Origin of the sequence: Thalassobium sp. R2A62 (assembly GCF_000161835.1) — a bacterium.
Lineage (GTDB): Bacteria > Pseudomonadota > Alphaproteobacteria > Rhodobacterales > Rhodobacteraceae > Thalassobium.
This window is the reverse complement of the sequence record NZ_GG697169.2, coordinates 2102516-2119094: the sequence shown is the minus strand read 5'-3', so window position 1 is coordinate 2119094 and position 16579 is coordinate 2102516. Positions and strand designations below refer to the sequence as shown.

At 52.4% G+C, this 16579-nt stretch carries 9 protein-coding genes and 9 pseudogenes; 7 read left to right on the top strand and 11 right to left on the bottom strand.

What is annotated here, in order from left to right; genetic code table 11:
- Nucleotides 1-674 precede the first annotated feature (674 nt).
- Nucleotides 675-1034: a hypothetical protein gene (locus tag TR2A62_RS10520; protein ID WP_040820600.1), complete on the bottom strand. Its 360-nt coding sequence runs from the start codon at nt 1032-1034 to the stop codon at nt 675-677.
- Nucleotides 1035-1333: 299 nt separating this feature from the next.
- Here TR2A62_RS10520 and TR2A62_RS18500 point away from each other — a divergent pair.
- Nucleotides 1334-1489 (top strand): annotated as a pseudogene (locus TR2A62_RS18500) (IS481 family transposase); the annotation flags it as partial.
- A 124-nt stretch (nt 1490-1613) separates the two neighbouring features.
- On the opposite strand, the gene TR2A62_RS10515 reads toward TR2A62_RS18500, so the two are convergent.
- Both TR2A62_RS10515 and TR2A62_RS10510 read right to left on the bottom strand, forming a co-directional pair.
- The gene (locus tag TR2A62_RS10515; protein WP_083791111.1) at nt 1614-2078 is read right to left on the bottom strand and encodes a L,D-transpeptidase; all 465 of its coding nucleotides are present in this window, start codon (nt 2076-2078) and stop codon (nt 1614-1616) included.
- 146 nt (nt 2079-2224) lie between these two features.
- A pseudogene (locus TR2A62_RS10510) lies at nt 2225-3573 on the bottom strand (IS3 family transposase).
- Between the two features lie 84 nt (nt 3574-3657).
- On the opposite strand from TR2A62_RS10510, the pseudogene TR2A62_RS18175 reads away from it, so the two are divergent.
- Nucleotides 3658-3888 (top strand): annotated as a pseudogene (locus TR2A62_RS18175) (transposase); the annotation flags it as partial.
- A gap of 45 nt (nt 3889-3933) precedes the next feature.
- Here the strand turns inward: TR2A62_RS18175 and rfbB are convergent.
- The 5 genes and pseudogenes from rfbB to TR2A62_RS18170 form a co-directional block, all read right to left on the bottom strand.
- On the bottom strand, nt 3934-4977 hold the full coding sequence (gene rfbB, locus TR2A62_RS10500; protein WP_009160258.1) for a dTDP-glucose 4,6-dehydratase: 1044 nt from the start codon (nt 4975-4977) through the stop codon (nt 3934-3936).
- Complete coding sequence (gene rfbC / locus TR2A62_RS10495) at nt 4974-5546, bottom strand: dTDP-4-dehydrorhamnose 3,5-epimerase (RefSeq protein ID WP_009159220.1); 573 nt, start codon at nt 5544-5546, stop codon at nt 4974-4976. Before rfbC ends, rfbB begins: the two co-directional genes overlap by 4 nt.
- A 103-nt stretch (nt 5547-5649) precedes the next feature.
- Entirely contained in the window at nt 5650-6519 is an 870-nt protein-coding gene (gene rfbA, locus TR2A62_RS10490) for a glucose-1-phosphate thymidylyltransferase RfbA (RefSeq protein ID WP_009158741.1), read from the bottom strand.
- Between the two features lie 4 nt (nt 6520-6523).
- Nucleotides 6524-7405, bottom strand: coding sequence for a dTDP-4-dehydrorhamnose reductase (gene rfbD / locus TR2A62_RS10485; RefSeq protein ID WP_009159557.1), 882 nt, complete (start codon nt 7403-7405; stop codon nt 6524-6526).
- A gap of 604 nt (nt 7406-8009) precedes the next feature.
- Nucleotides 8010-9138, bottom strand: a pseudogene (locus TR2A62_RS18170) (IS3 family transposase).
- A gap of 170 nt (nt 9139-9308) precedes the next feature.
- Between TR2A62_RS18170 and TR2A62_RS10465 the strand changes: the two are divergent.
- The 4 genes and pseudogenes from TR2A62_RS10465 to istB all read left to right on the top strand — a co-directional run bounded on the left by TR2A62_RS10465 (nt 9309) and on the right by istB (nt 13090).
- A complete protein-coding gene (locus TR2A62_RS10465) occupies nt 9309-10100 on the top strand; it encodes a hypothetical protein (RefSeq protein ID WP_009160463.1) in 792 nt (263 codons plus the stop codon).
- 122 nt (nt 10101-10222) lie between these two features.
- On the top strand, nt 10223-10690 hold the full coding sequence (locus TR2A62_RS17635; RefSeq protein WP_050761076.1) for a glycosyltransferase family 2 protein: 468 nt from the start codon (nt 10223-10225) through the stop codon (nt 10688-10690).
- Between the two features lie 90 nt (nt 10691-10780).
- Nucleotides 10781-12310: pseudogene (gene istA / locus TR2A62_RS10455) on the top strand (IS21 family transposase).
- Nucleotides 12300-13090, top strand: a pseudogene (istB, locus tag TR2A62_RS10450) (IS21-like element helper ATPase IstB). The pseudogenes istA and istB overlap by 11 nt, the downstream one beginning before the upstream one ends.
- Before the next feature lie 151 nt (nt 13091-13241).
- Here the strand turns inward: istB and TR2A62_RS10445 are convergent.
- The 3 genes and pseudogenes from TR2A62_RS10445 to TR2A62_RS18165 form a co-directional block, all read right to left on the bottom strand.
- Nucleotides 13242-13584, bottom strand: a pseudogene (locus TR2A62_RS10445) (transposase); the annotation flags it as partial.
- A 164-nt stretch (nt 13585-13748) separates the two neighbouring features.
- A complete protein-coding gene (locus tag TR2A62_RS10440; RefSeq protein WP_150103483.1) occupies nt 13749-14765 on the bottom strand; it encodes a glycosyltransferase family 2 protein in 1017 nt (338 codons plus the stop codon).
- Nucleotides 14766-14815: 50 nt separating this feature from the next.
- A pseudogene (locus tag TR2A62_RS18165) lies at nt 14816-15067 on the bottom strand (transposase); the annotation flags it as partial.
- Between the two features lie 75 nt (nt 15068-15142).
- Between TR2A62_RS18165 and TR2A62_RS10430 the strand changes: the two are divergent.
- A pseudogene (locus tag TR2A62_RS10430) lies at nt 15143-16491 on the top strand (IS3 family transposase).
- Nucleotides 16492-16579: the final 88 nt, after the last annotated feature.

Sequence of the window (16579 nt, the reverse complement as noted above, 5' to 3'; positions counted from 1 at the left end):
TTTAAGTTAATAATATAGATGGCTCCCATGGTGGCGGATTCGACCGTGTGAGGGGGCACCACTTTACACCCCAATTTCCCATAAAATGATAGATTATCAGTTATCATCTCCGGTGCGAGGTTGTTTACGGGGTTCTTCGGTATAATTCCGGAAATGTTTACCCAGCACCGCTTCGGCTGGGAGCCACCTCGTCGATTTGGCAGAAACTTCATAAACAGGCTAAGATTCGTCATAGACGGATGTACGGTTCTTCAAAAAACAACCTCTTATGGTTTACATCACAGTCAACCGGTGGAGTTTTCGATGTCCAAGACCAGCCAAGACAATCTTCCGCATAGTCTTGAGGAGCACCCTGACCTTTGGCGTACATGACATCTAAGCCGAATTGAGCGACAGCATGGCTCTATTTGGCTAAACGTCGCCATTCCTGAAGGGCAGTTGTATAATCACCAGCGCTATAAGCGGCTAAACCCTTGTCGTAATCCCGAGCTGGCACAGTATAGGTATCCGTTGATAAGTGGGTCTGTTACCGCCTGCATTTTTTATAGTTTGGAAAATGAGGGCAAGAACATTCTTTTGTCAAATAACGCTATCTGGACCGATCAGCGTTGATGTTGGACAGAAGGCCATAAAATCTGATAGATAGGTCTTCGATTAAAGAGACGGATAGATACCTAAGCTGCAGTAACAACCTCCTGCTCTATAGCCAATAGCTCTTTCAGCAGCGAAAGCTCGGCCTCTTTGGAAAGAGAGGTATCATCAGAATCCGCAAAAATATTTACTAGCCCATCGTCGTGACCATCAAAATAAGCCCGTTGGCGGTTTTCTGCGCTCGATTTAAGGCGTTTCATGATTCGCCACTTTGGCGCACCTTTTTTAATTTTAATGCACAGGTTGTGCTTCATGCGACCGAGTACAGGATCGTGTCCATCGTCTTCTAAGATAAACGTCACCACCACCTCTGCCGATACTTGAGTTTTAGTTTGGTGAAGGTTCAATTCAGATATTTTAATATTTGCAATGATACAGCTCATATATCGCCTATTTACCTGCTTCTGCCTCTGCCTCTGGATATGGCTTTTGCCACTTACCGACCATTGTTAGCGTGGTTGCTGAATCCTGCGAAGGATTTTCGGTCCTGTTGTAAGCCCCATAGGGGGTATAACTGCAGTCGTTTGGATACTTAACCTATCCGAAGGAGTCGTAGCCGTAGATATATACGGAGCCTCGGGGCACTTCCTGTAAACTCACTGATTTGGAATGCAGGCAGTATTAATGACAGAACTAAGCTGGACATTTAGCGCAAATTTAGCGTGCTTCAGCACGCCCAGAAGATCAGCAAGAACTCTATCGGCTCCTTAGTTACAAAGGCGACGTGGATCTGGAGGCTAAACTGGATGAATGGGAACGCTTCTAAAACTTCGCTAGACTGCACGGCGCACACAAGGGCCAGACACCCTTCGAAGCTCTCAGAGACAAGCTACACTAGCAAAGCAAGTGTCCCGCAAGTTAGTATATACTACAGTCCAGATACCTTGGACCTTTGGAATTACAAAGGCTCAGTCTGATTATTTAAGTGGGGCGGGAAGGTCAATTGATCGCAGCCTCAAATTCTACGGCAAAACAGAAACCAGAGTGCGTGACAGGCCTACTTCTTGTACCATTGAAAAAAGTACCGCTGCGTTATCCGGGTGCAACCGAATGCAGCCTGCAGATGCGGGCATCCCAAGGCGATCTATTTGGTTGGTGCCATGAACAGCAAAATTCCCATCATAAAAAATGGAATACGGCATTGGAGCGTTATTATAGCGGCTAGATCTATGATGCTTAGATAGCCACTTCGCTTGCCAAGATCCTATGGGGGTTACTTTGCCTGGACGAGCGGTAGATACAGGCCACTCGTATAATAACTTTTCGTTTCGAAACACGTTCATAGCCTGAGTGGAAATGTGAACCTCGACAATGATAGAATCAACCAAGATTTCATCGGCGCCTAATGGCCGTGCAAAGGTAAGTGGCTCCAGTATCGTGAAAGCTAAAGCTATGTTTAGAAAATGACGTCTTTTTATACTAAGCATATTTGTAACCTTGCGAGCCATTTTTATCGTACTGGTATACTTTTTAATCTTCAACCATCTCGCTATACTATGTTTTTGTCCGTCATCATATAGTTTGAGACAGAAGGCGTTTTGACTTTGAGGGGTCATCGCTCATCTGTGTTTAGTTAAGCAGCGGATTTAGCGTGCTGCAAGCGCCTTAGCTTCATGGTCCTCCTTTTTGTCTTCTCCCGTTCAAGCAGGATTGTGTGGCCTCTGCCTGTGTAAACATCGGCGGGTGTGACGTTGTTCAGGCTCTCGTGGTAACGCTGGTGGTTATAATGTCCGACGAAGGCCGCGATGTGCGCTTCGAGATCACCTGGCAAGAAGTAGTTTTCCAGCAGAATGCGGTTCTTCAATGTCTGGTGCCATCGCTCAATCTTGCCCTGCGTTTGCGGATGATAAGGCGCGCCGCGAGTGTGCGTCATCCCTTTGTCTTCCAGATATTCAGCTAGATCACCCGAGATGTAACATGGTCCGTTGTCGGACAGCAGGCGGGGACGATGTACCACATTTGCCTGATCCAACCCTGTTGCTTCCAAAGCTTGGTTCAACGTGTCCTGAACGTCCGATACAGCCATGCCGGTACAAAGCTTCCACGTGATAATGTAGCGACTGTAATCATCAAGGATCGTGCTGAGATAGAACCAACCCCAACCGATAACCTTGAGATAAGTGAAGTCTGTCTGCCAAAGCTGATTGGGTGCCGTGGTCTTGTCCCGGAACTCACTCGCCGCTTTCATGACAATGAAGGCTGGGCTGGTGATCAGATCGTGGGATCGCAAAAGCCTATAAACACTGGCTTCAGAGATGAAGTAGCTGCGCTCGTCGGTGAAGGTCACAGCCAGTTCTCATGGGCTTAGTTCTGGCCTTGCCAATGCCATATCCAACATTGCCTGGCGCACCTTGTCCGGAATGCTGTTCCAGACGTGACCGGGGTGAGATTTGAGATCCTCGAGACCGGCCTCTCCACGCTGCAAGTATCGATCATACCACCGATAGTAAGTTGGGCGCGATACGCCCAACTTGTCCAACGTGCGTTTGACAGGCAGATGTGATCCCTCGACCAGCTTGATGATCTCTAGCTTTTCTGATGCAGGATATCTCATTCTGGGTCGCCCCCATCCCAGAGCATGCTTTTTTTGAGAAGACGCAGTTCCAACGTTTGTTCGGCAACAACCTCTTTCAAATCGCGTGCCTCACGCTTCAAGCCCGTGACTTCGCTGGATGTTGCTTGGCGGGTTGTATCGCCAGCCAGACGCTTCTTTCCGGCCTCCATGAAGTCCTTTGACCAATTGTAATACAGGCTCTCGGCAATCCCTTCGCGACGACAAAGCTCAGAGATCGAAATCTCTCCTCGCAAGCCATCTAAAACGATCCGGATCTTCTCTTGCGCAGAGAATTGCCGACGCGTCTTGCGCTTGATCTCTTTAACGTGTTTGTCGGCCGATCCATTCAGCCCTGTCTTCGTTCTCATCTCGTATCATTTCAAGGATTACGATGAGCCGAAAACTCTCGTTAAGCAAAACTGCCGCTCTGCCTCAAAGCCCGTGACGGGATACATATCAAACCCGGATCGCCCCGGGAGAACGGATACTGCGAAAGTTTCAACTGACGAATGAGGGATGAATTGCTGAACGGCGAAATCTTCTACTCGCTACGGGAAGCCCAAATCATCATTGAAAGATGGAGGAACCATTACAACACCAAACGACCACATAGTGCTCTGGGCTATCGCCCGCCAGCGCCAGAGGCCATCATCCCAATGGACCAAAGGCCGATCATGCACTAACTTTCAACATGGACCACTCAAGTGGGGCCGCTCACTGCGTGGAGATTAACACTGCCCGTTGCCCAGCCGTTCGCCAACCCCATCACGGCCTTGTAAGGCACGCCACCAATCTTCGTTTTCCAAATACCAGAGTACGGTTTTTTCCAGACCCTCTTCCAAAGTCACCGATGGCCGCCAGCCTAGTTCATTGCGGATACGGCGGGGGTCGATGGCATAACGCATGTCGTGGCCGGGTCGGTCGGTAACATAGGTAATCAAATCGCCGTAGGGCGCTTCGGCGGGCCGCAGCCTGTCAAGCGTGGCGCAGATCGTGGTCACCAGATCAATATTGCGCGCCTCGTTTTCGCCACCGATGTTATAGCTGCGCCCTAGTGCGCCTCTTTCCAGCACCAGCAGCAGCGCGTCGGCGTGATCTTCGACATAAAGCCAGTCGCGCACGTTTAACCCCTGACCGTATACCGGTATACGCTTGCCCGCCAACGCGTTCAAAATTACCACCGGCACCAGCTTTTCGGGGAAATGGAAAGGGCCGTAGTTGTTGGAGCAATTGGTCAGCACCACCGGCAACCCATAGGTTTCATGCCAGGCGCGCACCAGATGGTCCGAACTGGCCTTGGACGCGGAATAGGGCGACCGTGGATCATAAGGCGTGTCTTCGGTAAACATGCCAGTCTCCCCCAGGCTGCCAAAGACCTCATCGGTGGAAATATGATGAAAGCGGAAGTTTTCGGGACGGTCTTTGCTTTGCCAATAGGCCCGCGTGGCCTGCAACATGTTGTAGGTGCCCATCACATTGGTTTCGATAAAGGCACCTGGCCCGTCGATGGACCGATCAACGTGGGATTCCGCAGCTAAATGCATCACGACGTCTGGCTGATGGGTGTTAAAAACACCCTCTAACTGGGCGTAATCGCGAATATCGGCCTGCACAAAGGCATAGCCGGGCATCTTCGCGACCGAGGCGACGTTGTCCAGACAGGCGGCATAGGTCAGCGCATCCAGGTTTACCACCTCATGGCCGCGCGCCATTGCCAGTCGCACCACTGCCGAGCCGATAAACCCCGCGCCTCCGGTTACTAAAATTTTCACGCCGTGTTCCCCGGGTATGTAAAGGGAGATTTGAAATCTTTCAGTAAAGGGGCTGCCTTGTCCTTGTCTGACAAGATTGGAGTGCCCCCTCCCAGCGGCCATTTGATGCCTATATCTGGATCGTCAAAGCGCAGGCTGCATTCGGTTTCCGGCGCGTAGTAATCGGAACATTTATAGATGATCTCGGTGCCCGGGAGCAGTGTCATAAACCCGTGTAAACAGCCCGCAGGCACCAGCAGCTGACGGCCATTTTCAAAGCTCAACTCGCAGCCGATCCACTGGCCATATGTGGGCGAACCTGCGCGCACATCTACCACCACATCAAAAAGTAACCCATGGCCACAGCGCACCAATTTGATCTGAGGGTGCGGCGGGCGTTGCGCATGCATACCCCGGATCACCCCGACCTCATTGTTGAAGGAATGGTTGTCCTGCACATAATTAATCTCGATGCCATTTTCCGCATATGTGCGGCTGTTCCAGCATTCGCTGAAAAAGCCCCGATCATCGCCATGCCGCTTCGGCGTCAGGATCAGGACGCCAGGTAATTTTGTTTGTTCAATTTGCATGTCATGCCTGTCTATCAAATGTTTTTTGTGCGGCCTCTGATAAGTTTTGGCCGAAACGTCATTCTAGGTTCATTGGTGGGGAGATGAATTTAAGTATGATCTATCAGATCAGACCTATAAGATATTTGCCATAGGCGGTCTTGCTTAGGTCTGCCGCCTGAGCGCGCAAGGCCTCCGCGTCGATCCAGCCGCAGTTATAGGCAATCTCTTCGGGGCAGCCGACCTGCATACCCTGACGTTCGACCAGCGTCCGCACAAAATTACCTGCGTCTAGCAGGCTGGCATGAGTGCCGGTATCAAGCCAGGTATACCCGCGCCCCATCTGTTTAACATCCAGCAGCCCATCACGGAGATAGCTTTGCAGCAGATCGGCAATCTCCAATTCTCCGCGCGGGGAGGGGCGGACATCATGGGCGCGTGCGGGTGCGCTGCCATCCAGAAAATACAGACCGGTCACTGCAAAGGGCGATGGTGGCTGGCTGGGTTTTTCTACGATCGAGCGCACCGTGCCATCGGTGGCGAAATCCACCACGCCGTAACGTTCTGGATCATTGACATGATAGCCAAAGACCGATCCCCCGACGGTGCGGTCATTCGCAGCGCGCAATTGATCCGGCAATCCATGGCCCAAGAAAATATTATCCCCCAGCACCATGGCCGAGGGTGCTCCCGCCAGAAAGTCCTCGGCCAGCAGATAGGCTTGAGCCAGCCCATCTGGGCTCGGCTGTTCGATATATTCCAGCGATAGCCCCCATTGGCTGCCATCTCCGAGGGCGCGCTGAAACTGGTCGCTGTCATGGGGTGTGGTGATGATCGCAATCTCGCGGATGCCCGCCAGCATCAATACCGACAGCGGATAATAGATCATTGGCTTGTCATAGATTGGTAACAGCTGCTTCGACAAGCCCTTGGTGATCGGATAAAGCCGGGTGCCAGAGCCCCCGGAAAGCAGAATGCCTTTTCGTGCGGTCATAATGTTATTCCTGTGCAATCAGCGTTGGTATAATGTCGGCCAGCGCAGCGCGCCAGTCTGGCGGGCTAATGCCGAAATCCGCCTGAAGTGAGGCGCAATCCAGCCGCGAATTCAGCGGTCGCGCCGCCGGGGTAGGGTAGTCTGCCGTGGGTATCCCCGTCACCGATACTGGGCGACCCGCCGTCCCAAATATTTCGCTCGCGAAATTTTCCCAGGATGTCGCCGGGTTGCCGGCATAATGATAAGTGCTCGCGGTGCCTCCAGTGGCGTCCGTAGCACCTTCGATCATCGCCCGGGCCATGATTAACAGCGCATCGGCAATGTCCGCCGCCGGTGTGGGTCCGCCGATCTGGTCATGCACGACGTTCAGCGCATCGCGGGTCTCTGACAGGCGTAGCATGGTTTTCACGAAATTCGCCCCATGGGCCGAAAACACCCAAGAGGTGCGCAGGATCGCATGCGTGCCGCCTGCGGCCCGCACCGCCACTTCGCCTGCCAGCTTGGTCCGGCCATAGGCGTTTTGGGGGCTGGTCGCATCACTGGGGTTCCAGGGGGCGGTGCCGCTGCCATCAAACACGTAATCGGTTGAGATATGCAGAAACGGGATGCCTAGTTCGGCACAGGCGAGGGCCATGGCGCTGGGGGCCTCGGCGTTGATGACATGGGCCAGGGGTTCTTCGGCCTCGGCCTGGTCGACGGCGGTAAAGGCGGCGGCGTTGATCACCGCTGTCGGGTGATGCGCGCGGATCGTGGCGGCGCAGGCGGCAGGGTCGCTCAGATCGGCGTCTGCCCGCCCCAGACAATTGGTGCCTGCCCGCTGCCGCAACTCCGTGGCAACCTGTCCGGTTTTACCAAAAACCAATATCCTATTAGATGTATGCGCCATAAAGCCTCGCGTTTTGCTTTGCCTGCTATTCAGGACCAAATGGCTTATCCGCTCTGACCAGTTTTTTGCGTCCGAAACTTGCTCAGAATCCGTATAGAAAACCTGTTCTCCCGAACCTTCAACTTTCAAACCGTCAAGCTGAAAAACCAGTGCCCACTAGTCGCCGCTCAGATACAAGGCGCAGCAGTCGATTTGCAATACCATTGAACTGCGAAGCTGCTAGATCAGCTTGATGGTCTGAATGTTTGATAGGTTTTTGAGCTCTGGTCCTGACTCTGGCTTTGTAGGTGCCAGATTCAAAGTTTTCCACCTCACGCCATCGCCCAAATCGCGCTCCCACAACCAAACCTATCGAACTTTTGTTTGCAAAGCCGTCCTTCGGGGGGCTTTGGGTATGTCATTGGGAACTTTTTTAAATCTCCCTCGATCCCCACAAAGTGACCACCGTCCTCCACTTCCTCGACGCTGATGGGTTCGACCAGAGCCCGCAGAATATCGCGCGCGTGGATGACTAAGTCGGTTTCTGCGAGAATCGTTTCCAGCTTTCTGACATGCGCGGCGTAGACTGGACCTGTCACGCTTTTGTGCCGCCCCAAGTGCTCGTTTAAGCCACCTTCCGTTCAAAAGCGACCGGGCTTTCCAGCCTAATGCTGAGTGTCGGCGGCGCGGATTGTAGAACCCGTTAATGTATTCAAAGATCGCCATCTCTGCCTTCCGCCGTGTTTCCCATGAATGCCGCCAAATCAGTTCTGACTTGATCGTTTTGAAGAAGGTTTCGACTGCCGCGTTGTCATAGCAGTTACCCTTGCCGCTCATCGACACCTTGAACACGTTCTGGCGCAGGATCTTCTGGTAGTCGTGCGAACAATATTGCGACCCGAGATCCGTGTGATGAATGCAGTCCTTGGGTGGTTGTCGGAACGCGATTGCCATTTTCAACGCCCGGATCGCCAGGTCACGTTTCATCCGGTTGCTTACAGCCCATCCAATGACACGACGGGAATGCAGGTCCAGGATCACCGCGAAATAAAGCCACCCCTCGCGTGTCCAGACATAGCTGATATCGCCAGCCCATTTTTGATTGGGCTTGTCGGCGTTGAAGTCGCGATCCAACAGGTTCGTGGCAATGTTGAACTTTTGATCGCTGTTGGTTGTGACCTTGTGTTTGCGCGTTCTCACAACAGATATGCCGTTCTGACGCATCAAACGTCCGACACGACGGTGACCGACATCCAAGCCGATCTCTTTCAGTTCTTCGGTCATGCGTGGCCGGCCATAACTGCCCAGACTGAGACGGGACTGCTCCTTGATGTGGGCCAGCGTGACCAAATCAGACCGCCGTCTGCGACTGGCCGGTCGATTGCGGAACGCATGTAAACCACGTGAACTGACATCCATGACCTTGCAAAGACGCGCCGTTTCGAAAGTCCCCGCGTGTTCTTCAATGAACCTGAACCTCATGGCTTTTGGCTCGCGAAGAACTGCGTTGCTTTTTTTAAGATCTCCCTCTCCTCCTTGAGAATGCGGTTCTCGCGCCGGAGCCGGTCATTCTCTTGGGCGAGGCTCAAATCCTCTTTCGAAACTACATCTGTATCTCGGTGCGCTGTGATCCATTTGTTCAGCGTCGACATCTCGACACCCAAATCATCAGCCACCTGCTTACGCGTTAGCCCACTGGTCCGCGCGATACGCACCGCATCATGGCGGAATTCGTCCGTCCGTTTCTGTCCCATAGTCAATCTCCTTTGTTGCAGTAAATGCTATCAAAGGAGCGGCATCAAACCGCGACAGGCCCAAAGTGACTTAGTAACAGTCTGGAGCATCAGTTGGAAAATGATATATCCCCGATTGATTTTTTTAGCGCGGGTTGCCATATCGATTCGTGTGGACATGGAGGAATTGTATGCTGCCTGCGCCTAGAATTTCCGTAGCATTCTTCGGAATCACAAGATCGCTCAGCTACACAATCGACTCTATTCGTAGCAATATTTTTGCCTCTGCGCGTGGCTACGGCGATGTCTTCGTCTGTTGTCACTTTTTTCATCAGTCGACGATCAACAATCCGCGCAGCGGCGAAAAAGGATTACTCGATCCTGAAGAATACAAACTTCTCGAGCCTGATCAAATCGAATTCTCTAAGCCAAACACGGTTTTAGAAGGAGCGGGTTTCGAACTAATAAAATCTTTCGGGGATCACTGGGGCGACGATTTTAAGTCGGTCTCAAACTTATTGCATCAACTTTATTCCTTGAAGGCGGCGACGCGTCTTGCTTTAAAGATGAAGCCCGATATCGTCATATTTTGCCGACCCGATCTTCTATATCACGACAGTATGCGTACTGGCATCCAGAGGGCACTTGCTTCGACTCAACCTAAAGTGATGCTGCCTCAATGGCAAAGGCATCAAGGTGGCTACAACGACCGCTTTGCAATATGTGCTGGAGATTCAGCAATAAAGGCATACGGGAATCGGCTGGATCAAGCGCTACCGTTTTGTCATGAATTGAACATTAAAATTCATTCTGAACGATTGACCCGCTACGCGCTGTCGCAGAGCGGAGTTAGAGTTGGAAAATTGAACGTCCGAGCAAGCCGGATCCGTTCAGACGGTGGGCAGGTTGCCGAAGATTTTTCCCAACACTCATGGAAGCAGTTTCGCAATGCCGCGCGGTTCAGGCAAATGTTGATGAGTTAGTATGGCCTTCAAACAGTCCAGCAGCATAGTACAGCATTGAGGGGCATGGGAAGCCGTTGAAATGATTAGATATTCTATCATCATACCGACGTTTAATCGACCTAAACTCCTTCGTCGCGCTGTTGTCTCGGCTTTGGCAGGCTGCTGACCGCAACGGCGAGGTTATCGTGGTTGATGATGCCAGTGACACTCCAGCCGAGCTGACCCTGTCGGACCCAGAGTTCTATCACGTACGCCACTTAAGAAACCCAACAGCATTGGGGGGCGGTGGGTCGCCTTCCCGCAACCGGGGAGGCGAGGCGGCGCAAGGCGAAGTGTTGTTCTTTTTTGATGACGATGACGAAATAATCGAGGGCCATTGCGCTAAGGTCCTCACCCAAGAGGTGCAAGCGAAGGCGGATTTCGGTTTTTCATCAAGACTTTCGTCAAAGAGCCAAGTGGCCTTGCATCTGAAGTGCGCACTGAAACGAGAGCTCTGCCTAATGGCCTTATTTCTCCTCGCATTGATTTTAAGGAAAGGACATTTCCATTCAGCGCTGGGTTCTGGATCAAGAAACAGGCCTATGCTGTTGAATGTCATTGAGAACTGACCCGGTAGCCCCATAAATTGTCACTGAGAATTGACCCATGTGAACACATTGCCCTGACGGCTTTGGTCAGGGGGACATGGAGTGATCGACATGGGATTTTTGAGTGTTATTCGACGCTGGGCATTGCGTGACAAAATGCCAATACGAGAGATTGCGCGGCGCACTGGGCTGTCTCGCAACACCATCAAGAAGTATCTCCGCGAAGATGCTGTAGAGCCGAGGTTCGAGACGCCACGACGTCCGAGAAAGTTGGATCCTTATGCGGATCGGTTGTCTGCGTGGCTTTTGGCGCAAACGCGGAAGTCTCGCAAAGAGCGGCGCAACGTTAAGCTGTTGTATGAGGACTTAGTTAAGCTTGGCTACGATGGGTCCTAGAACGTGTCGCAGCCTTTGCGCGCGCGTGGCGGGCTGATCGGCATCGTGCCGAGCAAACAACGGGGCGCGGCACATTTGTACCGTTGGTGTTCCAACCCGGAGAAGCGTTCCAGTTTGATTGGAGCGAAGACTGGGCCACGATTGGCGGTGAACGCGTCAAACTGCAAGTTGCACACAGCAAGCTGTCGCACAGCCGTGCCTTCATTGTCCGGGCCTATCCTTTGCAGACACATGAGATGCTGTTCGATGCCCACTGGCATGCCTTCCGTGTGTTCGGCGGTATTCCAGGGCGTGGCATCTATGACAATATGAAGACTGCGGTCGACCGTGTTGGTCGCGGCAAGCAGCGCGATGTTAACGCGCGGTTCCAATCCATGGCCAGCCATTACGTCTTTGAGCCTGAGTTCTGCAATCCAGCAGCAGGGTGGGAGAAGGGTCAGGTTGAGAAGAACGTCCGGGATGCGCGGAACCGCCTTCGGCAAGTTATGCCTGTCTTCAAGGATCTGGGTGAACTGAACCAATGGCTTGAGGATCGCTGCATCGCGCTTTGGTCAGAAACGGCGCATCGAGAGTTGTCTGGTTCTATCGCTGACGCTTGGGAAGCCGAGAGGTCTGTGCTGATGGTTCTGCCACCAGCCTTTGACGGATTTGTCGAACACAGCAAGCGCGTGTCACCAACATGCTTGATCACTTTCGAGCGCAACCCTTACAGCGTGCCTGCCAGCTTTGCGAACCGCCCTGTCAGCCTTCGTTTTTACCCGGAGAGGTTGGTCATTGTTGCAGAGGGACAAACCGTTTGTTCGCATGAGCGCATCATTGATCGATCCCACAGCAAGCCTGGCAAAGTCATCTATGATTGGCGCCATTATTTGGCGGTCATCCAGCGCAAACCCGGTGCATTACGCAATGGTGCGCCGTTTACAGAGATGCCCAACACCTTCCGCCAGCTGCAGGATCACATGCTGCGTAAGGATGGCGGTGACAGGGAAATGGTCGATATCCTGTCCTTGGTTCTACATCACAACGAAGACGCTGTGCTGAGAGCTGTGAAATTAGCTTTGGAAGCTGGTGTGCCGACCAAGACGCATATCCTGAACCCTGCTGCATAGGCTGGTCGATCCAAAGCAGACAGATCACCCAGAGATCGATCCACCAGACGCCTTGGCTTTGGAAACCGCGCCGAAGGCAAACGTAGATCGCTATGACGACCTCAGACAGACAGGGGAGAAGCGCAATGCGTCATGATCCTGCAGGAGCTTCCATTATCATCATGCTGCGCAGTCTCAAGCTGCATGGCATGGCGCATGCGGTTGACGATCTAGTCGCTCAGGGCTCTCCAGCGTTTGAGGCAGCCACTCCGATGTGTCCCAACTGCTCAAGGCGGAAATGGCCGAACGGGAGGTGCGGTCGATTGCCTATCACACCAAGGTGGCGCGCTTCCCATCCTACAAGGACCTCGCAGGCTTTGACTTCGCCTCAAGCGACATCAACGAAGCCACAGTCCGGCAATTGCATCGCGGCGAGTTCATAGAGAACGCAGAAAACGTTGTTCTGATTGGCGGACCTGGCACCGGCAAAAGCCATGTCGCTACAGCTATCGGCGTGCAGGCGATCGAACATCACAGGCGCAAGGTGCGCTTCTACTCAACCGTCGAACTGGTCAACGCGTTGGAGTACGAAAAGGCCCTCGGGAAGGCTGGGAAGATTGCTGAGATGCTCACCAAGATCGACCTCGTCATCCTCGACGAGCTTGGCTACCTGCCGTTCAGCCGGTCTGGCGGCGCACTGCTGTTCCACCTTCTGAGCAAACTCTATGAGCGCACCAGCGTCGTTATCACGACCAACCTCAGCTTCAGTGAATGGGCGTAGGTCTTTGGTGACGCAAAGATGACAACAGCGCTGCTGGATCGCCTCACACATCGCTGTCACATCCTAGAAACTGGCAACGACAGTTATCGCTTCAAAGCCAGTTCAGAGGCTGCAAAGAAAACCACAAAGGAGGCCACCACATTGACCAAAGCATAGCTGCCGATACACAACTAAGAGCGGGTCAAATCTCGGTGACAATACCGGGTCAGTTCTCAATGACATTCAGCACACCTTTGGTTAAATAGCTATTCGGCGTAGGTACTCAAATGATCTCCAGTTTCTCCGAACCGGGATTTCTCATTCCTCATACACCCCACTGCCTGTCATGCTTTTTTGAGCAGGCGGTTCTTAAGCGTCAGATCAGTTACGCATTCTTTCAGCGCCAGCGACTCCGAACGCAGGTCTTTCACCTCTGATGAGGTGGCTTGGCGTGACGTGTCGCCAGACAGACGGCGCTTGCCAGTTTCGACGAATTCCTTCGACCAGCTATAATAAAGGCTTACCGCAATCCCCTCACGACGACACAAAAGTGAGATACTTTCCTCTCGACACAGCCCCGCCAGTACAATGCGGATCTTCTCCTCGGATGAATAAGTCTGGCGTGTCTTGCGGCGGATGTTCTTCACAACTTGTCGGCTGCATCCTTCGATGTCTTTGGCTTCTTCGTCATCTCGATCTCCTAATCGATAAGATGAACCAGAAATCCTCCGTTATTCAAATGCTCAAATCTGTCCAGCGGGTGCTGACGTCAGGCAATTAATCTTGGATCAGAGGTCAAACCAAATGGGAATCCTGAATGTCGACAGGCCCTAATTTATTTTATGCTATTTTCTGGTGCGTATAGTGTGCTTTTTTCGCCAAAGCCGCCTCTGATCCGCCCCACCGCTTGGGCAAATTTATTCACGGCTTTGACACAGCCAACCTGACCCAGAAAAACGGCAGACGCAAGAGCACTTAGCGCTTCAACGCTGCGTGCCATTACAAAGAGAGGCACGTCCCACTGACTTTTGCCCCGTAGCAAAAAGCCATTACGCGTCTGGTCACGCGTCCGTCTGTAATGATAGTTCAAAGTTAATCGTTGGGGTGGGATGCGATCATAGACCACCGCATTCGGCGCCCAGCCAATCGTGGCCCCAAGCCGTCGCGCTGCCAGACTAAATGCAGTGTCAGAGCCTCCTGTGAAACGTAGTTCTTTGTCAAACCAAAGGTCATGCTTGCAAACAAAATCCAGTCGCACGGCCCAATTGTTTGTGTAGATTTCACCAGAATATAGATGGTCACGGCCCAGCTTCTCAGCGCGCGCTAATTCGCTTCTTCGGGCTTTCTTTTGAAGAAACGCAAGTACTGCTCTCTGCCTCGATGTTTGCAATGCCGTTTTGGCTTCTATCCGCAACGGACCGCCGACCAAATCAAGACGATGTTCCTCCATAACACCGATCAATTCTGCCGCCCAATCCGTCGGCACACGCTCATCATCATCAGCGAACAGAAGATACTTCGCACCACTTGCATGGGCCAACTGCATAACGGCGTTGCGGGCAAAAGGAATACCCGGCTCACCCTCTTGAGTATAGTTGACGTCGCACTTGGTTTTAATTCGAAAATCCGCAATCACATCGTCAAGTTGTGGGTTTGCATCGTTTTCCACAATAAAAAATTCAAAAACAAACCCTTTGGGACACGTCAGCGCCGCATAAGACGTCAAGAGAACTAACAACATGTCAGGTCGCCCCTTGGTGATGACACCGATGGCGACTTTGGTTTTTTTTGTTGAGGTCTGGGACATTAATGAGCCAAGTGAAAAAGGTTTCCTCACCGTTCTTTTAGACACACTCCTTCAAAACCTCAATGGGTGTGACCTGCCCGCCGAGGCTCCCTTATTCATAACGAGAGTTTGCGGGTCTGGATTTCATATTCCTCGGTTTCAGTTTGGGCACGCGCGGCGTGCGCGGAGCCCTCAAATTGCTCAAGCGCGCGCCGCGCTTCAGCGGGCGTTTGATTGTCCAGCGATGAGTGTGGCCTGACTTGGTTGTAATCGTATCGCCAGAGGGCTAACTTTTTTCGTGCGTCATCTAGGCCGTCGAACCATTCTTCGTTTAGCGGTTCGTCTCGCAGGCTGCCATGTATCCCGTCACGGGCTTTGAGGCAGAGCGGCAGTTTTGCTTAACGAGAGTTTTCGGCTCATCGTAATCCTTGAAATGATACGAGATGAGAACGAAGACAGGGCTGAATGGATCGGCCGACAAACACGTTAAAGAGATCAAGCGCAAGACGCGTCGGCAATTCTCTGCGCAAGAGAAGATCCGGATCGTTTTAGATGGCTTGCGAGGAGAGATTTCGATCTCTGAGCTTTGTCGTCGCGAAGGGATTGCCGAGAGCCTGTATTACAATTGGTCAAAGGACTTCATGGAGGCCGGAAAGAAGCGTCTGGCTGGCGATACAACCCGCCAAGCAACATCCAGCGAAGTCACGGGCTTGAAGCGTGAGGCACGCGATTTGAAAGAGGTTGTTGCCGAACAAACGTTGGAACTGCGTCTTCTCAAAAAAAGCATGCTCTGGGATGGGGGCGACCCAGAATGAGATATCCTGCATCAGAAAAGCTAGAGATCATCAAGCTGGTCGAGGGATCACATCTGCCTGTCAAACGCACGTTGGACAAGTTGGGCGTATCGCGCCCAACTTACTATCGGTGGTATGATCGATACTTGCAGCGTGGAGAGGCCGGTCTCGAGGATCTCAAATCTCACCCCGGTCACGTCTGGAACAGCATTCCGGACAAGGTGCGCCAGGCAATGTTGGATATGGCATTGGCAAGGCCAGAACTAAGCCCATGAGAACTGGCTGTGACCTTCACCGACGAGCGCAGCTACTTCATCTCTGAAGCCAGTGTTTATAGGCTTTTGCGATCCCACGATCTGATCACCAGCCCAGCCTTCATTGTCATGAAAGCGGCGAGTGAGTTCCGGGACAAGACCACGGCACCCAATCAGCTTTGGCAGACAGACTTCACTTATCTCAAGGTTATCGGTTGGGGTTGGTTCTATCTCAGCACGATCCTTGATGATTACAGTCGCTACATTATCACGTGGAAGCTTTGTACCGGCATGGCTGTATCGGACGTTCAGGACACGTTGAACCAAGCTTTGGAAGCAACAGGGTTGGATCAGGCAAATGTGGTACATCGTCCCCGCCTGCTGTCCGACAACGGACCATGTTACATCTCGGGTGATCTAGCTGAATATCTGGAAGACAAAGGGATGACGCACACTCGCGGCGCGCCTTATCATCCGCAAACGCAGGGCAAGATTGAGCGATGGCACCAGACATTGAAGAACCGCATTCTGCTGGAAAACTACTTCTTGCCAGGTGATCTCGAAGCGCACATCGCGGCCTTCGTCGGACATTATAACCACCAGCGTTACCACGAGAGCCTGAACAACGTCACACCCGCCGATGTTTACACAGGCAGAGGCCACACAATCCTGCTTGAACGGGAGAAGACAAAAAGGAGGACCATGAAGCTAAGGCGCTTGCAGCACGCTAAATCCGCTGCTTAACTAAACACAGATGAGCGATGACCCCTCAAAGTCAAAACGCCTTCTGTCTCAAACTATATGATGACGGACAGGTGTCCAGCTGCTCATA